Below are 17801 nucleotides of genomic sequence, written 5' to 3' on the forward strand. Positions count from 1 at the left end.
TATGATTATTTAATCTTTTGTAAATGTCTATAAACACTAGGCTCAGAAATACTTAAAAGTTCAGCAACTTTAGGGATGACACCTTTTACATTAAATATACCTTTTTCATATAAACTAGCTATCATTTTTTGTTTTTCTTTTGGTTTTAGACTTTTATTTTTAAAATTTTCTATGCTCATACCTGAAATATCTTCAATAATTTCTTCCAAATTAAGTTTTATATATTCTTTACTTTCTTGTTCAGGATTTTCATAAGAATTATCATAAATATTTCCAAGATTTAAAATTTCATCAGAAATCTTTTTAAATGCCGAAGTATCATGATTGATGCAAAGTAAACCTTCAAGTTTTTCATCTTTTTTGATAAAAAAGGTAGAGCCTGACATTACTTGTAAGTTTTTAGTTGAAGTTTTATAATGTGTTATGTAATCACGCTCTAAATAGATTTTGTTTTGAATCATTTCTATGGCAAAACCAGTTAGAGGTGAATTTATAGTTCTTTTGCTAATATGATTATTAGCAATTTCTGCTATATTTGCTCCATCTTCACTGACATCATGTAAGACTATTTCATAATTTCTTCCTAAAGTATCTGCAAGAAATTTTACTAATTTAATATAATAAGTTCTTGTCTCCTTGTCCATAGGATATCCTTTTTATTGGTTTTGTAGTAAAAATATTCAAAATAAGAATGTTTATTCTTATTTTTTAACAATTTTAATACAAAACAAAAATAATTTTGCTTAAAAAAATATTATATTTAAAAAATAATAAAAATATAGTCATTTTTAAATAATGATAATTTTTATCGTTTAATTTTATTTTAACAATATATGGATATAATTTATCAAATAATAAAAATTATTATTTAAAAAAAGGAGATATAGTGAAAAAATTAACTAATGATTTTGGAAATATCGTAGCTGATAATCAAAATTCGCTAAGTATAGGTGCTAAAGGACCGCTTTTGATGCAAGATTATATTTTACTTGAAAAACTTGCTCATCAAAATAGAGAAAGAATTCCAGAAAGAGCAGTGCATGCAAAAGGAAGTGGCGCTTATGGAGAACTTAGGATAACCAAAGATATATCTAAGTATACCAAAGCAAAAGTTTTACAACTTGGAGAAAATACACCTTTATTTATAAGATTTTCAACTGTTGCAGGTGAAGCAGGTGCAGCTGATGCAGAAAGAGATGTTAGAGGTTTTGCAATTAAATTTTATACTAAAGAAGGAAATTGGGATTTAGTAGGTAATAATACTCCGACATTTTTTATAAGAGATGCATATAAATTTCCTGATTTTATCCATACTCAAAAAAGAGATCCAAGAAATCATTTAAGAAATAATAATGCTGCATGGGATTTTTGGACTTTATGCCCTGAAAGCCTACATCAAGTGACCATTTTAATGAGCGATAGAGGAATTCCTGCAAGTTATCGTCATATGCATGGCTTTGGAAGCCATACCTATAGTTTGATTAATGATAAAAATGAAAGATTTTGGGTAAAATTTCATTTTAAAACAAGACAAGGCATTAAAAATTTAACTAATGAAGAAGCAGCAAATTTAATAGCAAATGATAGAGAAAGTCATCAAAGAGATTTATATGAAGCTATTGAAAAAGGAGATTTTCCAAAATGGACTTTCCAAATTCAAGTTTTAAAAGAAGATGAAGTAGAAAAGCTAGGTTTTAATCCTTTTGATTTAACTAAAGTTTGGCCACATAGTATTGTACCTTTAATTGAAGTAGGTGAATTAGTGCTTAATAAAAATGTACAAAATTACTTTAATGAAGTGGAACAAGCTGCATTTAGCCCAAGCAATATTGTTCCTGGTATTGGTTTTAGTCCTGATAAAATGCTTCAAGCTAGAATTTTTTCTTATCCTGATGCACAAAGATATCGTATAGGAACAAATTATCATTTATTGCCAGTTAATCGTGCAAAAAGTGAAGTAAATACTTATAATGTAGCAGGAGCTATGAATTTTGATACCTATAAAAATGGTCCAGCTTATTATGAGCCAAATAGTTATGATGATAGTCCAAAAGAAGATAAAAGCTATCTTGAGCCTGACTTATCACTTGAAGGTAGTGTGCAAAGATATGCTCCACTTGATGATGATTTTTACACCCAACCAAGAGCTTTATTTAATATAATGAATCAAGATCAAAAAGAGCAGTTATTTAAAAATATCGCTGCTTCTATGAGTGGGGTTGATGAAAAAATTATTGCTAGAGCATTAAGTCATTTTGAAAAAATTTCAAGTGAATATGCAAATGGTATTAAAAAAGCTTTAAAAATGTAATTTTTACTTGCCACTTTTAAAAGTGGCAAACTAAAGATTATAAAGGAAAAATATGTTTAACAATGAAGAAGAAAAAAGAATTCAAGAGCTTTGCACTATGGCTTTTGACTTTGCAAGAAAAAATGATTTACAAAATTTGAAGATTATGATAGAAGCAGGTTTGAGTGTGAATTTAAAAAATCATAAAGGCGATAGTCTTTTAATGCTTGCAAGTTATCATAATGCTTATGAATGTGCTAAGTTTTTACTAGAAAATAATGCTAGGGTAGATGAGAAAAACGATAGAGGACAAACTCCATTAGCAGGGGTGTGTTTTAAAGGGTATTTACCTATGTGTAAGCTTTTAGTAGAATATGGAGCAAATATTGATGAAAATAATGGTCTTGGTATGACACCTTTTACTTTTGCACTAATGTTTGGACATAGAGATATAGTAGAGTTTTTAACAAAGCATTCTAAAAAAAGTTTTCTTAAAAAAATAGCTTTTGGTATATTAAAAATTTTTAAAAGAAATAAAAGTTAAACTCTTTGAAAAAATAAAAATTATAAAATTACCCTTTTATTTGTAAATAGAAGGATAAATATGTCACAAAAAGCAGAGAAATTATGGGGTGGACGTTTTGATTTACCTACAAATAAATTAGTTGAAGAATATACAGCATCATTGCCAGTTGAGCCAAGACTTGCTCCTTTTGATATACAAGGAAGTATAATTCATTGCACTATGCTTGCAAAACAAGGCATTATAAAAGAGGATGAGGCAAAAACTATCATCAAGGGTTTAGAACAAGTCAGAGAAGAAATTCAAAATGGAACTTTTGTTTTTGATATAGCTGATGAGGATATTCATATGGCTGTAGAAAAAAGAATGACACAAATTGTAGGCCCAGTAGGCGGAAAGCTTCACACCGCAAGAAGTAGAAATGACCAAACTACGCTTGATTCAAAAATGCATATGAGAGCAGTTATTAAAGAAATATTAACTCAAATTACTACTTTGCAAGAAGAAATTATCCATCAAGCTCAAAAAAATATTAAAGCTATTATGCCAGGTTATACACATTTACAAACTGGTCAACCCATACTTTTTTCTCATTGGATTATGGCGTATTTTTGGATGTTAAGCAGAGATTATTCTCGTTTTGAAGATTTATATAAAAGAATGAATGAGTGTCCTTTAGGAGCAGCTGCACTTGGTGGAACTACATTTAATATAGACAGACATTTTTGTGCCAAAGAACTAGGCTTTACTAAACCAACAGAAAATAGCATTGATAGTGTTAGTGATAGAGATCATATGGTTGAATTTACTTCCGTTGCTGCTATGTGCTTTATGCATCTTAGCCGTTTTTGTGAAGAGCTTATACTTTTTTCAAGTCAAGATTTTAAATTTATAGAATTAAGCGATGATTTTTGTACCGGCTCAAGCATAATGCCTCAAAAGAAAAATCCTGATGTAGCTGAAAAAATGCGTGGTAAGACAGGTAGAATGTATGGGAATGTTATGGCAATGCTAACTATTATGAAGGGTATTCCACTTGCTTATAATACTGATATGAGTGAAGATAAGGCTCAAGTTTATGATTCTATGGATACTTTAATGGCAAGTTTAAAAATCATAACTCCTATGATAGAAAAAATGCAAGTAAATGCTAATAATACAAGAGCAGCAGCTGCAAAAGGATTTTCAAATGCTACAGATATGGCTGATTATTTAGTGAGAAAAAATATACCATTTAGAGAAGCTCATAGTATAGTAGGTGCAGCTGTGAATTATTGTATTAAACATGGAAAAATGCTTGAAGAGCTTAGTATGGAAGAATTTCACCAATTTAATGAAAATATTCAAGAAGATATTTATGAAGCAATTGCTTTAAAAACTTGTGTAGATGCAAGACTTTCTTATGGTGGCACAGGAACTAAAGTAGTGTTAGAACAAATTAAACATGCAAAAGAGTTTTTGGACAAATATAAGGCACAAAATTAATGGATATTATTTTTATATTAGAACTTTTTATTATTTTTTCTATGATAGCCATTGGTGGTAGATATGGTGGTATAGGACTTGGTGTTGCGGGTGGGCTTGGTATGTGTATTTTAGTTTTAGTTTTTGGTATGCAGCCAGCTTCGCTTCCTGTGAGTGTTGTATTTATTATACTTGCTGTAATTACTTGCGTAAGTGTTTTGCAGAGCGCAGGCGGACTTGATTTACTAGTAAAAATAGCAGAAAAAATTTTAAAGAAAAAACCACAAGCTATTGTTTTTATGGGACCTTTGATTAGTTCCACTTTTACGATTTTTTGTGGTACTACTTATGTAGCTTTTTCTATTTATCCAGTGATTGCTGAAGTGGCCGCTCAAGCTAAAATTCGACCCGAAAGAGCACTTTCTGTTTCGGTGATTGCAGCAGGTATTGGTGTCATAGCTTCACCTATGAGTGCAGCCACTGCTGCTATGGTAGCTGTTTTAGCTTTTAGCGGTATAACAATAGTACAAATTCTAATGGTAAGTTTACCTGCTTTTTTTATAGGCGTATTTCTTGCATGTTTAAGCGTTTTTAAAAGAGGAAAAGAGCTTGAACAAGATGAGGAATTTCAAAGAAGAGTAAAAGCGGGGGAATATCATTTTTTAAGTGAAGACTTGCAAAACAAAGACAGTGAACATGATCCTATGGCAAAAAGATCTTTATATATTTTTGCTTTGGGGATTTTAACCATTATTTTCTTTGGAACTTTTACAAATTTATTACCTCATTATGAGCTTGCAAACGGTAAAATAGAAAGACTTTCTACTCCAAATTTAATCCAAATGATTATGCTTGCAACGGCTTGTCTAATTATGCTTTTTACCAAAATTCCTGCTAATAAGCTTGGTGAAGCTTCTGTATTTAGATCAGGGCTTATAGGAGTTGTAGGGGTTTTTGGTATAGCTTGGATGACAGGGACGTTTTTTGAAGCTTATAAACCTTTATTTAGTGATTCTTTATCGCATGTTGTAGAGGATTATCCGTATTTATTTGGGGTGGCTTTATTTGCCTTTTCTATGGTAATTTTTTCTCCTTCAGCAACAGTAGCTGCTTTAATGCCTTTGGGTGTGAGTTTGGGAATCCCTCCTCAAATTCTTATCGTGCTTTATCCTTGTGTGAGTGGAGATTTTATAGTGCCAGGAGCTAATCAAATAGCATGTGTGGCTTTTGATAGAACAGGAACAACAAAAATAGGTAAATTTGTGATCAATCACTCTTATTTAAGACCAGGTTTTGTTTTAATTATTAGTGCAACTATAACGGGTTATTTTATCTCTAAGCTTGTGTTTTAGCTTAGAGGTTGTTTTTGAGTTTTTGTAAATATCTATAAACACTAGGCTCTGATATATTGAGTGACTTAGCAACTATTGGTATACTTCCTTTTATATTAAAAATTCCTTTCGAGTGCAACTTTTTAATAATCTCATCTTTTTGTTCAGTGCTTAAGCTATATCCTGAGTTCAAATATTTTAAGTCTATATTTTCAGCTAGAATGTCTTCTATAGAATGACTAAGTGTTTCTATATTACTCATATTGTGTAATTTTACATTGTTTTGATTATGAACGTCTAATAAATCACTAAAATCATTAATTTTTTCAAGTTCTATGATTTTACTAATAGCATTTCTAAGCTCTGTGGTGTCGTGATTTATACATAAAATTCCTACAATTTTATTTTTATTTTTAATGAAAAAAGTTGATCCAGTAACAATCTTAGATTTTCCAACTTTTGCTTTATAGTCACATAAAAAATCTTTATTTAAATATTCTTTTTCTTGTACAAGCTCACTTGCAAAAGAGGTTAACGGAGAATTAATTGTTCTTCCGCTAATATGGTTGTTTGCGATCGCTGCTATATATGAACCTTCATCTGAAATCACATGAAAAACTATTTCGTATTGATCTCCAAGTACTTGCCCTAAAAACTGAGTAAGCTTGACAAATAATTCTTTTTGTTGCTCATCCATGATCTAGACCTTTTTTATTATTTTTGTTATTTTACAAAATATTTCATCAAAGTTGCTAATATTTATCATAATAAAAAAAATTATTATTATGATAAAAAAATATTGACAATTTATTATTATGATGATAATATTGTATTACTATTTTATTTAAACACAAGGAGCGTACATGGCAAATTATCCAAAGGCTATAGGACCATATTCAGCTTATAGAGAGGCAAATGGTTTGTTGTTTATTTCAGGACAACTTCCTATTAATCCAGAAAGTGGAAATATAGAAAGTGATGATGTAAAAGAACAAACAAGACAATCATTGCTAAATATTAAGGCTATATTAGAAGAAAATAATCTTTATTTTAATAATGTAGTTAAAACAACTTGTTTTTTAGCAAATATTGATGATTTTGTGGCATTTAATGAGGTTTATTCTGAATTTTTCGCAGCTCCATACCCTGCAAGAAGTGCTTTTGCGGTTAAAGATCTTCCTAAGGGTGCAAAAGTGGAGATAGAGGTTATTGCTCATAAAGGATAGAGCATGTTGGGTTTATTTTTTGCAGGATGTTCTGTAGTATTATTAGTTTTTATGCTTTATAAAAAAATCAACGCTCATATGGCGTTGCTTTTAAGTGGTTTATTCTTGTTATCTTTGGCAGGAATTTTTGGTCTTTCTCCTATCATTAGCGAAAAGCAATCTTTACATTTGGGAATTTTTGATATTTTCCAAGTTGTCAATACAAATATGTCTAGTACTTTAGCAGGACTTGGACTTACTTTAATGTGTATAGCAGGATTTTCTGCTTATATGGATCATGTTGGTGCAAGCTATGCTTTGTTTAAGGTTTTTGAAAAACCTTTAAAAGCGGTAAAGTCTCCGTATGTTTTACTGCTAGTTTCTTATTTTGTAGTTCAATTTTTGGTACTTTTTATTCCATCGCATGCAGGTTTAGCGCTTTTGCTTATGGTTACAATGTATCCTATTTTAGTGCGTTCAGGTGTTTCTAAGCTTTCAGCACTTTCAGTGATTGCTATATGTCAATATATTGATCATGGTCCAGGCAGTGGAAATGTTATTTTAGCTGCAAAAACAGCTGAGATTGATCCTGCGGTGTATTTTGTACATTATCAGCTTCCTACTACAGTACCTATTATCATAGCAGTAGGAGTTGCAATTTATTTTTGTGCTAGATATTTTGACAAAAAAGAAAATTTTGTATTTAATCGTGATGAGATAGAAAAAGAACTATCAGAAAATGATAGTAAAAAAGAAGAGATGAAAAAACCTCCTAAAATTTATGCAATATTACCTATTATACCTTTAGTGTTGATTTTAGGTTTTAGTAGTGTTTTAGATAGTATTATGGTTTTGATGGGACTTACTACTATGGAAGAGGTTAAAGCAGCTTCATCTACTGCTATTAAAATGAATGTTCCTGTTGCAATGATGATTTCTACTTTTATTGCAATTATTTTTGAGATTATCCGTTATAGAAGCTTAATCGATACTTTAAATTCTATTATGGTATTCTTCAAAGGTATGGGGCATTTGTTTGTGATAACAGTTTCTTTGATTGTTTGTGGTCAAGTTTTTGCAAACGGACTTTTATCAGTTGGTTTTGTGGACACTTTAATAGGTTTTGCAAAAGATGCAGGTTTTGGAGTACTTGCTATTATTATAGCAGTATCTATTTTGCTTGCTGTATGTGCATTTTTAATGGGTTCAGGAAATGCAGCGTTTTTCTCTTTTGCACCACTTATTCCAAATATAGCAAAATCTTTTGGAGTTGAAACCATAGCTATGATAGCACCTATTCAAATTATGACAGGTTTTGGTAGATGTGTTTCACCTATAGCCCCAGCTATTTTGGCAATTTCAGCTATGGCTAAAGTAAATCCATTACAAGTAGTAAAAAGAACAGCTATTCCTATGCTTGTTGCTGCTATTGTTAATGTGATAATGACTTATGTTTATTTATAAAAAGGAGTACAAAATGAACAACAAAACTAAATTAATCCATCTAGGAAGAGGTGATCAAAATGTTGAGGTAAGATCTGTTAATCCAACCTTAATGCGTGCATCAACCATACTTTTTAAAGATCATGCAACTTGGCAAAAATACCGTGAGTTAAGAAAAACTGATCGTGTTTTAAGTTATGGTGCTAGAGGAACAGCTACAAATTTTGAACTTGAAAAACTAATTTGCGAGCTTGAAGGTGGTCATAGAGCACAACTTTTCCCAACAGGACTTGCAGCTTTAGCTATGGTGCTTTTAAATTATGCTAGTAAAGATGCACATTTTTTAATCACTGATGCTATTTATGGTCCTGTTAGAACAATTTGCGATTTATTTTTAGCTAAAATGGGTGTAGAAATTGACTTTTTAAAAGCTGATGCATCTGATGTAGAAGAAAAAATTAAACCTAATACAAAATTAATTCTTTGCGAAAGTCCAGGTTCTATACTTTATGAAATCATAGATTTACCAAAACTTTGTGAAATTGCACATAAGCACAATATCCCAGTAGCAATTGATAATACTTATTCAAGTGGATATTTTTTAAATCCACTTGAGCTTGGAGTGGATATTTCAGTTATTGCTGCGACTAAATATTTAAGTGGTCATTCAGATGTAACTATGGGTATAGTAGTTATTAATGAAAAAGAATGGAAAAATTTTGACAAACTTCCTGAGGCTTTAGGATTTACTACAAGTCCAGATGATTGTTATTTGGTGCTTCGTGGTATGAGAACTTTGGATATAAGAATGAAAGCTCATGAAAAAAGTGCAGATGAAATAGTAGAGTTCTTACAAGGTAGAAAAGAAGTTAAAACTATTTTTTATCCGAAATTAAAAACTCACCCAAATCATGAAGTTTTTGTACGTGACCACAAGGGTGCTAATGGTATGGTAACTATTGAATTTGCAGATGGTGTTTCTAAAGAACAGGCTATTCAATTTGTGGATGATTTAAAATATTTTTCAATCGGCGCAAGTTGGGGTGGTTATGAGAGTTTAGCTACTGTTACTACTCCACCAAGAACAGCTACTGATTGGAGTGCTAGAGGTCCTTTTGTAAGATTTCATATAGGTCTTGAAGATAGTAAAGATTTAATTGAGGATTTAAAACAAGCATTTGAAAAAATAAATTTTAAAGGATAAAAAATGGGTGTGAGTGTATTTGATATGAGGTTGCTTCAAGATTCTTGGAGCACCCCTGCAATGAGAGCTATTTTTAGTGAAGAAAATAGAATTCAAAAATGGCTTGATGTAGAAGCTGCCCTAGCAAAAGCTCAAGCAAAGCTTGGCATTATCCCACAAGAAGCAGCTGATGAAATAGCTAAAAAAGCTCATTATAAATTTATGGATATGGATTTTATTTTTGCTGAGTTTAAAAAAACAAAACATCCTTTAGTTCCGACCGTGCGTGGTTTAGAAAAAGCTTGTGAAAATGGTTTAGGAGAGTATGTGCATTTTGGCGTAACTACTCAAGATATCATTGATACAGGTATAGTTTTACAATTTAAAGAAGCTATGGCTTTAATCAAACAAGATTTAAAAGATATAGCCAAAAATTTAGCAAAACTTGCAAAAGAACATAAAAATACTGCAATGATGGGAAGAACCTTAGCTTTACAAGCTTTACCTATAACTTTTGGACATAAAGTTGCGATTTGGCTTAGTGAGTTAAATCGCCATTATGAAAGAATTACTGAACTTGAAAAAAGACTATATGTAGGATTAATCGTGGGTGCAGTAGGAACTAAAGCTAGTTTAAGCGATAAGGCTAATGAAGTAGAAAAACTTACTTTAGAAAGCTTAGGTTTAGAAGTTCCTGATATCTCATGGCAACCAGCAAGAGATCGTTTTATAGAGCTTGGTTATGTTTTAGGTAATATCAATGCAACCTTTAACAAAATTGCACATCAGCTTTTAATCTTAGCTCATAATGAAATCGATGAAATTGCTGAACCTTTTGGAAAAGGTCAAGTAGGAAGCTCTACAATGCCACATAAAAGAAACCCAGCAGTAAGTGAAAATGCGGTAACGGTAAGCAATGCTCTAAGAGCAAATATTGCAATTTTAAGCGATATAGAAAGGCATGAGCATGAAAGAGATGGTCAAGTATGGAAAATGGAATGGAAGCTTTTACCAGAAGCTTTTTTAATGCTTTCAGTGGTATTAGCAAATATGAAATTTGTCTTTGATGATTTAGAGGTTAAAAAAGATAAAATGTTAAAAAATCTTAATACGCTTAATGGCTTTGTATTAGCAGAACGTGTGATGTTTGCCTTAAGTGATCATTATGGTAAGCAACACGCACATGAAATTGTATATGAAAATGCTATGAGAGGTATAGAAAACCATAAAACTTTCAAAGAAGTTTTACTTGAAGATGAACGTGTGAGTAAGGTTTTAAGTGAAAAAGATATTGATGTTTTGATGGATGCTACAACTTATGTAGGTTATGCACCAAAATTAGTAGATGAATTTTTGGAAAAAATTGTAAATTCTGAAATTTTAAAGTAGGAAAAAATGTATTTAAGTGAAAAACTAGCCGAATTTATCGTAAATTTAGATTATGAAGCTATTCCTAGTGAAGTAAAACAAAGAGCAAAAGAGCTTATGCTTGATGCATTAGGAACAGCTTTAGCTGCTAAAAATGAAGCTTGCGTTTTAAATGCAACTAAAGCTTTTGAAGTTTTAAGTGTAAATCCTAGTGAAAAAATTTGGAGTGAAGATAAAAAGCTTGATGTAATATATGCTGCGATGGTAAATGCTATTGCAGCACATGCCCTTGATTTTGATGATACACATACAGAAGCTATTTTGCACGCTAGTGCTATTTTAACTCCGCTTTGTTTAACTTATGGATTTAGCGTAAGTGAAGATGGAAAAAAAGTTTTGAAGGCTTTTATCGTTGGTTGGGAAATTGCTGCTAGAGTGGGTATAGCAAGCAAGGGAAGTTTCCATAAACGTGGGTTTCATACTACAGCTATAGCAGGAATTTTTGGTAGCGTGGCTGCAAGTTGTGTTTTGCTTGATTTAGATAAAGAGCAAATTATTAATGCTTTAGGTTTAGCAGGAAGTTTTGCAAGTGGTGTGAATGAGTTTTTATCTAATGGTTCTAATTCTAAAGTTTTACACATAGCTAATGCTTTGAAAAATGGAATTTTAGTAGCAAATTTCGCAAAAGCTAATATGAGTGGTCCTTTGAGTATATTTGAAGGAAGAGATAATATCTTTAGAACTTTTGGTTTAGAAGATGAATGTGATAAAAATGAACTATATAAAGGAGTAGGTGAAATTTGGCAAGTAATGCAAGTTTCATTAAAGCCTTATCCAAGTTGTCATTTTGCACATGGATTAATTGATTGTGCTATGAGTTTAAGAAGCGATGGTTTAAAAAACGAGGACATTAAAAGTATACATTGCTTTGTGGATGAGGTGCCAATTTCATTTATATGTGATCCAATTGAAGCAAAATATACACCACAAAGTGCTTATGCGGCAAAATTTTCTATGCCTTTTTTAATGGCTTTAGCATTTTTTGATGGTAAAATCACTTTAAAATCATATGAAGATTTAAATAGAGCCAATTTGATAGAATTTGCTAAAAAAATTAGCTATGAAAAGAAAAAATCTAGTGGTTTCCCTAAATACTTTCCAGGGCATTTAGAAGCTGTTTTAAATGACGGAAGAGTAATTAAAAAAGATGTACTGATTAATAAAGGAAATTTTGATAATCCTTTAAGTTTTGATGAATTAAAAGATAAATTTCTTTCTAATGCTAGCATAGCAGTTTCTTTAGAAAAGGCTCAAGATTTAGTTAAAAAGCTTCAAAATTTAGAAAATTTAAATCATTTTGATTTCTAGCAATCTCTTTTTTGAGATTGCTTATCATTTTAAGAAATAAATAATTTCATTTTTTATATAATATTACATCTTAGTTTTGTAAAGGAAAAACATGACCTTAGATGTTTTAAAAGATAACGAAGAAGCTATTATAGTAGGTTTTAATACAGATAAGCAACTTCAAGCAAGGCTTTTTAGTTTTGGTTTTGCTAAAAATAAAAAAGTAAAAAAAATTCGATCTTCCATGGCAAATTCCACTATTATGGTTGAACTTGATACAACTTGTGTGATTTTAAGATCAAGTGAAGCAAAAATAATACAAATTTCAAAAGAGTTTTAATGAAAGAAATCACTGTTGCTTTAGTAGGTCAACCAAATGTTGGTAAAAGTTTATTAATTAACGCACTTTGCAAAGCTAATATGAAAGTTGGAAATTTTAGTGGAGTTACTGTAGAAAGAGCCGAAGCTAGATTGATTTATAAAAATTATGAGTTTAAATTTATAGATTTGCCAGGAACTTATGCGTTAGATGGTTATAGCGAAGAAGAAAAAATTACAAAAGAATTTTTAAAAAATGGTAAATTTGATCTTGTGGTGAATGTTCTTGATTCTACAAATTTAGAACGTAATTTAATTTTGAGTGCATCTTTAATAGAAGCTAAAATTAAAATGGTTATGGCTTTAAATATGCAAGATGAGGCAAAAAGTGAAGGCTTTAACATAGATTTTAAAATTTTATCACAACTTTTAAATACACCTTGTCTTGGTGTATGTGCTAAAACCAAAGAAAACTTAAATACACTTTTAGATTTAATCATTTCAACACATCAGACTAAATTTGAGGCTAAAGAGCGAATTTATAGTGATATTATAGAAGAAGAGCTTACTAAAATAAGTGATTTTTTAAATCAAAATGAAATTACACACTTAAATTATTCTACTAAAGATTTAGCGCTTGCTTTACTTAAAAATGAAACTGATATGGTTATTTCAGAGTCTTTAAGAAAAATTCTAGATAATGCTTTGGAAAAAATTTATATGGCATATCATAGTAAAGATATAGAAAGTATTTTTAAAGAAGAGCTGATTGCTTTTGCAAATGGTATATGTGCTAAAGTTTTAAGTAAAGGTGTTAAATATAAAAATCATACCAAAGAAATAGATTCTATTTTAATTAATAAATTTTTAGGAATTCCTATATTTTTATTTTTTATGTGGGTTTTGTTTCAGCTAACCTTTACTTTGGGGCAAATCCCTATGGATTATATAGAAAATTTTTTTGCAACTTTAGGAGAAATGGTAAAGAATAACATAAACAATGAATTGTTTGCTTCAGCTTTAGCTGATGGTATTTTGGGCGGGGTTGGAGCGGTTGTAACCTTTTTGCCAAATATTGTAATTTTATTTTTTGGTATAGCTTTGCTTGAAACGACTGGATATATGGCTAGAGTTGCATTTTTACTAGATGGAATTTTATATAAATTTGGTTTACATGGTAAAAGTTTTATACCTTTAATTACAGGTTTTGGTTGCTCAGTACCTGCTTTTATGGCTACAAGAACTTTAAAAAATAAAAAAGATAGATTATTAACTCTTTTTATTATTAATTTTATGAGTTGTGGTGCAAGACTTCCTGTATATGTACTTTTTGTTGGAGTATTTTTTCCTGCTGAAGTTGCAGGAAATTATCTTTTTGGAATTTATATTTTAGGTGCATTGTTGGGTTTAATTGCAGCTAAAATTTTGAGAATGAGTGCCTTTAAAGGACAAAATGAACCTTTTGTAATGGAAATGCCAAAATATAGAATGCCAAATTGGAATTTAGTTTGGTTTATGGTATTTAATAAAGCAAAGATGTATCTTAAAAAGGCTGGAACTTTTATTTTGGTAGCTTCTTTGCTTATTTGGTTTGCAAGTAATTTTCCTATGCAAAAAAATAGTCAAGATATTTCAAATCAAGAAAATCAGATAGAATATAGCTATTTAGGGCAATTTGGTAAAGCTATAGAGCCTGTTTTTGCGCCACTTGGCTTTGATTGGAAACTTAGTGTTTCTTTGGTGAGTGGTTTAGCTGCTAAGGAGGTAATGATTTCTACTATGGGTGTACTTTATTCTTTAGGTGATGAGGTTGATGAGACAAGTTCAAATTTGCAAGAAGCTATAAAAGAAAATATTCCTTTTAGTACCGCAGTTGCTTTTATACTTTTTGTTATGATTTATAATCCTTGCTTTGCAGCAACTATAGTTTTTGCTAAAGAAGCAGGAAATAAAAAATATGCATGGTATCTTTTTATATTTACATCTTTATGTGCGTATTTAGTTGCTTTTATAGGTATTAATATAACCAAATTAATAGTTTAATCATTTCTATGATGATTAAACTTCCATTTTTTGCTCCAAAGAGTGTTGCCAAAAAGCTATTTCAAGTCTTATGGTGGTATAAAAAATTTCATTTAACTTTTTAAATTTCTCTTCACTAATACTATTTGTGTAAGAGTTAAAAAAGCTTTTAAATTCTTTGACTTCACCTTGAAATTCTTTACTTGCATAGGTTGAAATCCATTCTTTATAAGGGTGATTTTCCAAGCTTTGTTTATCAAGTCCTTTGTAAATTTCTTCACCTATACAAGCATAACCTATAGCACAAGCGCTCAAAGCACATAGCATGTCTAAATAATCTCCATTTTGCCCTACACTTAGTAGGTATCTTGTATAGGCAATATTAGTTAAACTTTCATCTTTATAGCCTAGTTTTTCCACATCAATACCTAGCTTTAAAATGCTTCTATGAAATTCTAATTCTCCTTCTAAGGTATAGTTTTGATTTTTAATGGCAAATTGAATTTCTTTAGCATTGTTTGCATTTAAAGCAAGCATGGCATAGCATTTTGCATAATTATTTAAAAAGATGTAATCTTGTTTTAGGTAAAACAAAAATACATCTTTTTTCAAAGTACCATTTTGAAGTTTTTTTACAAATTCATGATGGATGTATTGATCCCAAGTTTTTTTATTTTCTCTTACAAGTTTATCAAAAAGCATAAATTTCCTTTTTAGTAAAATAAGCTTTTATTTAAACACAGATAATTAAATTTTTTCGTAATAATCTTTAATTTTTAACTTTTTAAACAAGAAATTTAATTTTTTATTGTAAAATGTGGTTTAATTTTTTAAACTAGGAGACAAAAATGGCAATTTTTGATGATGTAAAAAAAGTAGTTGTTGAGCAACTTAGCGTAGATGAAGATGCGGTTAAAATGGAATCTAAAATTATTGAAGATTTGGGTGCTGATTCTTTAGATGTAGTTGAATTAGTTATGGCTTTAGAAGAAAAATTTGATGTAGAAATTCCAGACAGCGATGCTGAAAAATTAGTAAAAATTGAAGATGTTGTTAATTATATAGAAAATCTTCAAAAATAATTTTAATTTTTAAATTAAGGAGTGTGGTTTGAAACGCGTTGTAGTAACAGGTATAGGAATGATCAATGCCCTTGGTTTAGACAAAGATAGCTCATTTAAGGCTATTTGTGATGGTAAAAGTGGCGTTGATAAAATCACTCTTTTTGACACCACTGATTTTCCAGTGCAAATTGCTGCTGAAGTAAAAAATTTTGATCCTTTAAGTGTTTGTGATGCTAAAGAGGTTAAAAAGATAGATCGTTTTATACAACTTGGTATTAAAGCAGCAAGAGAGGCTATGGAGGATGCTAAATTTGATAAAACTTTAAATAAAGAAGAATTTGGTGTAGTTTCGGCAGCTGGTATAGGTGGTTTACCAAATATTGAGAAAAATTCTGTTACTTGTGCACAGCGTGGACCACGCAAAATCACTCCTTTTTTCATACCATCAGCTTTGGTTAATATGCTTGGCGGTATTATCTCAATCGAGCATGGTTTACAAGGACCAAATATCTCATGTGTAACTGCTTGTGCAGCAGGGACCCATGCTATAGGCGAAGCTTATAAAAGTATAGCTTTAGGCAATGCAGATAAAATGCTTGTAGTGGGAGCTGAAGCTGCAATTTGCGCTGTGGGTATAGGTGGCTTTGCTGCCATGAAAGCTCTTTCTACTAGAAATGATGATCCAACTAAAGCTTCAAGACCATTTGACAAAGAAAGAGATGGTTTTGTTATGGGTGAGGGTGCTGGTGCTTTGGTTTTTGAAGAATATGAAGCTGCTAAAAAGCGTGGAGCTAAAATTTATGCTGAATTGGTTGGTTTTGGTGAAAGTGCAGATGCACATCATATCACTTCACCAACCTTAGAAGGGCCATTACGTGCTATGAAAAAAGCTTTAAAAATGGCAGGAAATCTAAAAGTAGATTATATTAACGCACATGGAACTTCCACACCGGTAAATGATAAAAATGAAACAGCGGCTATTAAAGAGCTTTTTAAAGATCAAATTCCTTTAGTTAGTTCTACAAAAGGTCAAACGGGACATTGTTTAGGTGCTGCTGGTGCTATTGAAGCTGTTATATCTTTAATGGCTCTTGATCAAGGTGTATTACCACCAACTATTAATCAAATCGTAGCAGATGAAAATTGTGATCTTGACTATATACCAAATACTGCAAGAGAAAGCAAAGTTAATGTTGTAATGAGCAATTCTTTTGGATTTGGTGGAACAAATGGTTGTGTAATTTTTAAAAAAGTAGATTAATATGGCTTCTTATTTAGATTTTGAGAAAAATATTCAACAAATTGATGAGGATTTAGCAAATGCTAAAATTAAAGGCGATGATGAAGCAGTAAAAATTTTAGAGAAAAACCTTGAAAAAGAAACTCAAAAAGTATATAAAAATTTAAGTGATTATCAGCGTTTACAGCTTGCAAGACATCCTGATCGACCTTATGCACTTGATTACATTCAAGCTATACTAACCGATGCATATGAAATTCATGGTGATCGTACTTTTAGAGATGATCCTGCTATTGTATGTTACGCGGGTTATATAGGTGGAAAAAAAGTCATTGTTATAGGTGAGCAAAAAGGTAGAGGTACTAAAGATAAACTTCATAGAAATTTTGGTATGCCTCATCCTGAAGGTTACAGAAAAGCTTTAAGAGTAGCAAAAATGGCTGAAAAATTTGACATACCGATATTATTTTTGGTAGATACTCCAGGTGCTTACCCAGGAGTGGGTGCTGAAGAGCGTGGTCAAAGCGAAGCTATAGCTAGAAATTTATATGAGTTAAGTAGCTTAAAAACAATTACTATAGCAGTTGTTATAGGTGAAGGTGGAAGTGGTGGCGCTTTAGCCATAGGAGTAGCTGATAAACTTGCCATGATGAAAAATTCAGTTTTTTCTGTGATTTCACCTGAGGGTTGCGCTGCTATTTTATGGAATGATCCATCAAAATGTGAGGCTGCTACTAAAGCGATGAAGGTAACTGCAGATGATTTAAAAAATCAAGGCTTAATAGATGATGTTATTGAAGAGCCAATGAGTGGAGCACATAGAGATAAAGAAAATGCGATTAAAAATTTAAGTGATTATGTCTTAAAAGCTATAGAAGAATTAGAACAATACGATAAACGTGAATTAGCTGCACTAAGAATGCAAAAAATCTTTAAATTCGGGGCTTTTTCCGAATAATTTACATTTTTGTGTAAATTTCAATTTTTTTTAAAAAAACTATTG

At 30.9% G+C, this 17801-nt stretch carries 17 protein-coding genes; 14 read left to right on the forward strand and 3 right to left on the reverse strand.

Going from position 1 to position 17801, the window contains the following annotated elements; all coding sequences use genetic code 11:
• Positions 1–5: 5 nt before the first annotated feature.
• Positions 6–644 (reverse strand): helix-turn-helix transcriptional regulator, encoded by a 639-nt coding sequence (locus CORN_RS01400; protein ID WP_066007318.1) that lies wholly within the window; start codon positions 642–644, stop codon positions 6–8.
• A 242-nt stretch (positions 645–886) separates the two neighbouring features.
• On the opposite strand from CORN_RS01400, the gene CORN_RS01405 reads away from it, so the two are divergent.
• From CORN_RS01405 to CORN_RS01420, 4 genes are read left to right on the forward strand one after another with little or no spacing between them, the layout of a single operon-like run.
• A complete protein-coding gene (locus tag CORN_RS01405) occupies positions 887–2311 on the forward strand; it encodes a catalase (RefSeq protein WP_066007317.1) in 1425 nt (474 codons plus the stop codon).
• 52 nt (positions 2312–2363) lie between these two features.
• Entirely contained in the window at positions 2364–2834 is a 471-nt protein-coding gene (locus CORN_RS01410) for an ankyrin repeat domain-containing protein (protein ID WP_066007315.1), read from the forward strand.
• A gap of 60 nt (positions 2835–2894) precedes the next feature.
• A complete protein-coding gene (gene argH / locus CORN_RS01415) occupies positions 2895–4298 on the forward strand; it encodes an argininosuccinate lyase (protein WP_066007313.1) in 1404 nt (467 codons plus the stop codon).
• Complete coding sequence (locus CORN_RS01420) at positions 4298–5629, forward strand: anaerobic C4-dicarboxylate transporter family protein (protein ID WP_066007311.1); 1332 nt, start codon at positions 4298–4300, stop codon at positions 5627–5629. The genes argH and CORN_RS01420 overlap by 1 nt, the downstream gene beginning before the upstream one ends.
• Position 5630: 1 nt before the next feature.
• Here CORN_RS01420 and CORN_RS01425 read toward each other — a convergent pair whose 3' ends face one another.
• Positions 5631–6305 carry a helix-turn-helix transcriptional regulator gene (locus CORN_RS01425; protein WP_066007309.1) on the reverse strand — a complete coding sequence of 225 codons (675 nt, stop codon included), beginning with the start codon at positions 6303–6305 and terminating at the stop codon, positions 5631–5633.
• Positions 6306–6471: 166 nt separating this feature from the next.
• Here CORN_RS01425 and CORN_RS01430 point away from each other — a divergent pair, with 166 nt between their 5' ends.
• The 7 genes from CORN_RS01430 (at position 6472) to feoB (ending at position 14515) form a co-directional block, all read left to right on the forward strand.
• Positions 6472–6834 (forward strand): Rid family detoxifying hydrolase, encoded by a 363-nt coding sequence (locus CORN_RS01430; RefSeq protein WP_066007307.1) that lies wholly within the window; start codon positions 6472–6474, stop codon positions 6832–6834.
• A 3-nt stretch (positions 6835–6837) separates the two neighbouring features.
• Positions 6838–8277 carry a C4-dicarboxylate transporter DcuC gene (dcuC, locus tag CORN_RS01435; protein ID WP_066007305.1) on the forward strand — a complete coding sequence of 480 codons (1440 nt, stop codon included), beginning with the start codon at positions 6838–6840 and terminating at the stop codon, positions 8275–8277.
• Positions 8278–8290: 13 nt separating this feature from the next.
• Complete coding sequence (locus CORN_RS01440; RefSeq protein WP_066007303.1) at positions 8291–9460, forward strand: trans-sulfuration enzyme family protein; 1170 nt, start codon at positions 8291–8293, stop codon at positions 9458–9460.
• 3 nt (positions 9461–9463) lie between these two features.
• Complete coding sequence (gene purB, locus CORN_RS01445; protein ID WP_066007301.1) at positions 9464–10828, forward strand: adenylosuccinate lyase; 1365 nt, start codon at positions 9464–9466, stop codon at positions 10826–10828.
• 6 nt (positions 10829–10834) lie between these two features.
• The gene (locus tag CORN_RS01450) at positions 10835–12175 is read left to right on the forward strand and encodes an MmgE/PrpD family protein (protein WP_066007300.1); all 1341 of its coding nucleotides are present in this window, start codon (positions 10835–10837) and stop codon (positions 12173–12175) included.
• Between the two features lie 91 nt (positions 12176–12266).
• Complete coding sequence (locus CORN_RS01455; RefSeq protein ID WP_066007299.1) at positions 12267–12494, forward strand: FeoA family protein; 228 nt, start codon at positions 12267–12269, stop codon at positions 12492–12494.
• Entirely contained in the window at positions 12494–14515 is a 2022-nt protein-coding gene (gene feoB / locus CORN_RS01460) for a ferrous iron transport protein B (RefSeq protein ID WP_066007297.1), read from the forward strand. The genes CORN_RS01455 and feoB overlap by 1 nt, the downstream gene beginning before the upstream one ends.
• Before the next feature lie 15 nt (positions 14516–14530).
• Here the strand turns inward: feoB and tenA are convergent, their stop codons facing one another.
• Positions 14531–15196 (reverse strand): thiaminase II, encoded by a 666-nt coding sequence (gene tenA / locus CORN_RS01465; RefSeq protein ID WP_066007296.1) that lies wholly within the window; start codon positions 15194–15196, stop codon positions 14531–14533.
• 146 nt (positions 15197–15342) lie between these two features.
• On the opposite strand from tenA, the gene acpP reads away from it, so the two are divergent.
• Genes acpP through CORN_RS01480 form a run of 3 tightly spaced genes read left to right on the forward strand, consistent with a single transcriptional unit; the run spans position 15343 to position 17756 of the window.
• Positions 15343–15576 (forward strand): acyl carrier protein, encoded by a 234-nt coding sequence (acpP, locus tag CORN_RS01470; RefSeq protein ID WP_039617517.1) that lies wholly within the window; start codon positions 15343–15345, stop codon positions 15574–15576.
• A 28-nt stretch (positions 15577–15604) separates the two neighbouring features.
• Positions 15605–16819: a beta-ketoacyl-ACP synthase II gene (locus CORN_RS01475; RefSeq protein WP_066007295.1), complete on the forward strand. Its 1215-nt coding sequence runs from the start codon at positions 15605–15607 to the stop codon at positions 16817–16819.
• A 1-nt stretch (position 16820) separates the two neighbouring features.
• Positions 16821–17756 (forward strand): acetyl-CoA carboxylase carboxyltransferase subunit alpha, encoded by a 936-nt coding sequence (locus CORN_RS01480; RefSeq protein WP_066007294.1) that lies wholly within the window; start codon positions 16821–16823, stop codon positions 17754–17756.
• Positions 17757–17801: the final 45 nt, after the last annotated feature.

It is taken from the genome of Campylobacter ornithocola, from assembly GCF_013201605.1.
GTDB lineage: Bacteria > Campylobacterota > Campylobacteria > Campylobacterales > Campylobacteraceae > Campylobacter_D > Campylobacter_D ornithocola.

Excerpts from the sequence above, each read along its gene's own strand:
- CORN_RS01400 (WP_066007318.1), bottom strand. The coding sequence starts at position 644 with ATGGACAAGGAGACAAGAACTTATTATATTAAATTAGTAAAATTTCTT.
- CORN_RS01410 (WP_066007315.1), top strand. The coding sequence starts at position 2,364 with ATGTTTAACAATGAAGAAGAAAAAAGAATTCAAGAGCTTTGCACTATG.
- argH (WP_066007313.1), top strand. The coding sequence starts at position 2,895 with ATGTCACAAAAAGCAGAGAAATTATGGGGTGGACGTTTTGATTTACCT.
- CORN_RS01420 (WP_066007311.1), top strand. The coding sequence starts at position 4,298 with ATGGATATTATTTTTATATTAGAACTTTTTATTATTTTTTCTATGATA.
- CORN_RS01425 (WP_066007309.1), bottom strand. The coding sequence starts at position 6,305 with ATGGATGAGCAACAAAAAGAATTATTTGTCAAGCTTACTCAGTTTTTA.
- CORN_RS01430 (WP_066007307.1), top strand. The coding sequence starts at position 6,472 with ATGGCAAATTATCCAAAGGCTATAGGACCATATTCAGCTTATAGAGAG.
- dcuC (WP_066007305.1), top strand. The coding sequence starts at position 6,838 with ATGTTGGGTTTATTTTTTGCAGGATGTTCTGTAGTATTATTAGTTTTT.
- CORN_RS01440 (WP_066007303.1), top strand. The coding sequence starts at position 8,291 with ATGAACAACAAAACTAAATTAATCCATCTAGGAAGAGGTGATCAAAAT.
- purB (WP_066007301.1), top strand. The coding sequence starts at position 9,464 with ATGGGTGTGAGTGTATTTGATATGAGGTTGCTTCAAGATTCTTGGAGC.
- CORN_RS01450 (WP_066007300.1), top strand. The coding sequence starts at position 10,835 with ATGTATTTAAGTGAAAAACTAGCCGAATTTATCGTAAATTTAGATTAT.
- CORN_RS01455 (WP_066007299.1), top strand. The coding sequence starts at position 12,267 with ATGACCTTAGATGTTTTAAAAGATAACGAAGAAGCTATTATAGTAGGT.
- feoB (WP_066007297.1), top strand. The coding sequence starts at position 12,494 with ATGAAAGAAATCACTGTTGCTTTAGTAGGTCAACCAAATGTTGGTAAA.
- tenA (WP_066007296.1), bottom strand. The coding sequence starts at position 15,196 with ATGCTTTTTGATAAACTTGTAAGAGAAAATAAAAAAACTTGGGATCAA.
- acpP (WP_039617517.1), top strand. The coding sequence starts at position 15,343 with ATGGCAATTTTTGATGATGTAAAAAAAGTAGTTGTTGAGCAACTTAGC.
- CORN_RS01480 (WP_066007294.1), top strand. The coding sequence starts at position 16,821 with ATGGCTTCTTATTTAGATTTTGAGAAAAATATTCAACAAATTGATGAG.